The organism is Hymenobacter coccineus (assembly GCF_001816125.1).
Lineage (GTDB): Bacteria > Bacteroidota > Bacteroidia > Cytophagales > Hymenobacteraceae > Hymenobacter > Hymenobacter coccineus.
In genome coordinates, this window is sequence record NZ_MDZA01000238.1 from 1 (window position 1) to 2355 (window position 2355).

Annotated in this window: 3 protein-coding genes; 1 reads left to right on the forward strand and 2 read right to left on the reverse strand. The window is 65.8% G+C overall.

The genetic code is table 11. From position 1 onward, the window contains the following. A partial coding sequence (locus BEN49_RS26970; protein WP_204376118.1) for a hypothetical protein occupies positions 1-256 on the forward strand: 256 nt, incomplete at its 5' end. 237 nt (positions 257-493) lie between these two features. Here the strand turns inward: BEN49_RS26970 and BEN49_RS14105 are convergent. Next, on the reverse strand, positions 494-1540 hold the full coding sequence (locus BEN49_RS14105; protein WP_239691939.1) for a glycoside hydrolase family 5 protein: 1047 nt from the start codon (positions 1538-1540) through the stop codon (positions 494-496). A gap of 244 nt (positions 1541-1784) precedes the next feature. Then, positions 1785-2355, reverse strand: a 571-nt coding sequence (locus BEN49_RS14110; RefSeq protein WP_317040456.1) for a POTRA domain-containing protein, incomplete at its 5' end; no start/stop codon positions are given.

Here is a 2355-nt window from a genome sequence, read left to right on the forward strand (position 1 = left end):
GGTGTACAGCAGGCTTCTGGCCGGCGCTGGGGGCCCTGCCTGGGCGGGGGCCCCGGGCCTGGCGCTGGCCCTGGGGGGCGGGCGCGTGGTGGTGCAGGGGGCCCTGGCGGCCGTGTGCTACCGCCGCGCCGGCCTGCGCCTGCGCCCCTGGCTGCTGCCGCTCTTCGAGGGCTACACGCTGGCCCTCACCCTGGGCATGGGCTACGTGCGCCTCTTCGGCGGGGCCGTAGTGTGGAAGGGCCGCCGCTACGATTAGGGCCCCGGGGGGGCCCAGTGCTGGCCACAGTTTAGCGCGCAGCGCGCAACTGTCGGCCGGCAAACGGGGTGAGTCTGCGACTCACGGCCGCGCAGCGGCCCGGCGGAATTGCACTCCTGGGGGCCCTGGGGCGAGCTTGCCGCTGCGCGGCAGCGAGTTGCAAACTCGCCCCATTTATCGGCCAGCAGTTACGCGCTGCGCGCTAAACTGCGGCCAGCGCCAGGGTGAGGCAAGTGCTTATTTATCAACGTTGTAGCGCCGCAGGTATTCCCGCGTTTTTCGGCCTGACTCTTTCAAATCTGCCTCCTTCCAGGGGCCCGTGGAGTTGGCTGATTTTTCGAGCATTGAGCACGTTTCGTCCTTGTCGGACACCGACCAGGTGATCCAGCTCAGGCCCTTGGCTTCCATCCAGTCGATGTAGGCTTGCCAGGCGGCGGGGTTCAGGGGCCCGTCGCCGGAGGCTTCCATGCCCGCCGATTCGGAGATGAACACCGGCAGGCCGCTGGCGAGGGCCGCGTCGGTGCGGTCGCGCAGCTCCTTGCCGTGCGTGGCGGCGTAGAAGTGCATGGTGTACATCAGGTTGCGCTGGCCGCGGATGGGGTCGGCGGCGGGCAGGTTGATGTCCTGGTCCCAGTGCGGGCAGCCCACGAGGATGACGTTGTTGGGGTCGTTGGCGCGGATTACTTTGATGATTTCCTCGGCGTAGGCCTTTACTTCGGGCCAGGTTTCCTGGTCGGGCTCATTGAAGATTTCGTAGATGACGTTGGGCGTCTTGGCGTAGGTTTTCGACACCTCGCCGAAGAATTGCTTGGCCTCGGCCAGGTTGATGTTGTGGCTGTGCCAGTCGATGATGACGTAAATGCCCGCCTTGATGGCGCCGTCTACCACCGCCTTCACCTTGGCTTTGGAGAAGGCCGGGTCCTTCGTATAGCACCGCTCGCCCACCTCAACGCCCATCGCCGCCCGCACCACGTTGCAGTGGAAATCCTGGGCCAGCCACCCCACCGCCTGCTCGTTGTAGAAGCGCGGCCACAGGCTGTGCCAGCCGAAGCTCACGCCCCGCAGCGCAATTTTTTGGCCCTTTTGGTCCACCAGCTGGGTGCCTTCCACCCGCAGGGCCCCGTGCTGGCGCACAAAGTTGGCGGGCCGCGCGGTTGGTGCAGCAATAAGTTTGTTGTCTAGCAATGCGTTGGCATTGGCGGCCCGGATAGGGGGCTGGGCAGCGGCGGACAGCAGCAGGGCGGCGGCAGCCACCAGAAACATCATTTTGCGGGGGTTGAACATGGCAATGGCAAGCGCTTGGGTTAGCTAAGAAAGCCAATTTAGGGCCCCGGCGCGGCGCAGGTTGCCGTTTGCCCCCGGGGGCGCCTCCGTTGCCCAGCAATTGCTCAAAATGTACCGATAAGCGCGGTGGGGCATTTTCTGTGATGAACCGAATAAGCCGGCAAGGGCCGTGGCGCGCACTTGGTAGGTTGTGCCACGGCCCTTGCCGGCTTATTAACTGATTTCTAAAGCGCCCACACTACCATCAGGCCTTGGGCACCAGTACCAGCTCAATGTCCACCAAATCGGTGGTTTCGGTGGGGCGCCACACGGGTTGAGGGTTGATACCGATTCTCTTCGGGTCGAACCGGTTTTGCTGGGCCAGTAGGCGGTTGGCCTCCATGAGCTTGGCGCGGCTGAAGTCATCGCCGGTGCGCAGCGGCAGCCGCTTCAGCAGCGCCGCTTTAGCCGAAGCGTCGAGGTTGCCGGTGATGAAAACGTGGCGGAGCCGGGCCATCCGGCCTTCTGTGACGGTGAAGGCCAGGTCCACGGTGCCGTCGGCTTGGCGCTTGGCCACGGGCGCCACCTGGAAATACAGGTAGCCGTGGTCCATGTATAAGGAGGTGATATCGGGGCGTGCGGGGTCGTAGCTCAGCCGCTTTTCTACGGCCAGCGAGTCGTAGGCGTCGCCGGGCCGCAGGCCTAGCACCTCGTTTAGGCGGGCCGTGGGCACCACCGCATTGCCCCGCCAGCTGATGCGGCCGATGCGCGGGGTCCCCGGCGCGGCGGCCCAGGGTGCGGGCATTGGGGGGCCCCCGGGGGCGGGGGCGCTGGGG

Bases quoted from the DNA above. Each gene is read 5' to 3' on its own strand.
- BEN49_RS14105 (WP_239691939.1), bottom strand. From the start codon at position 1,540: ATGTTCAACCCCCGCAAAATGATGTTTCTGGTGGCTGCCGCCGCCCTG.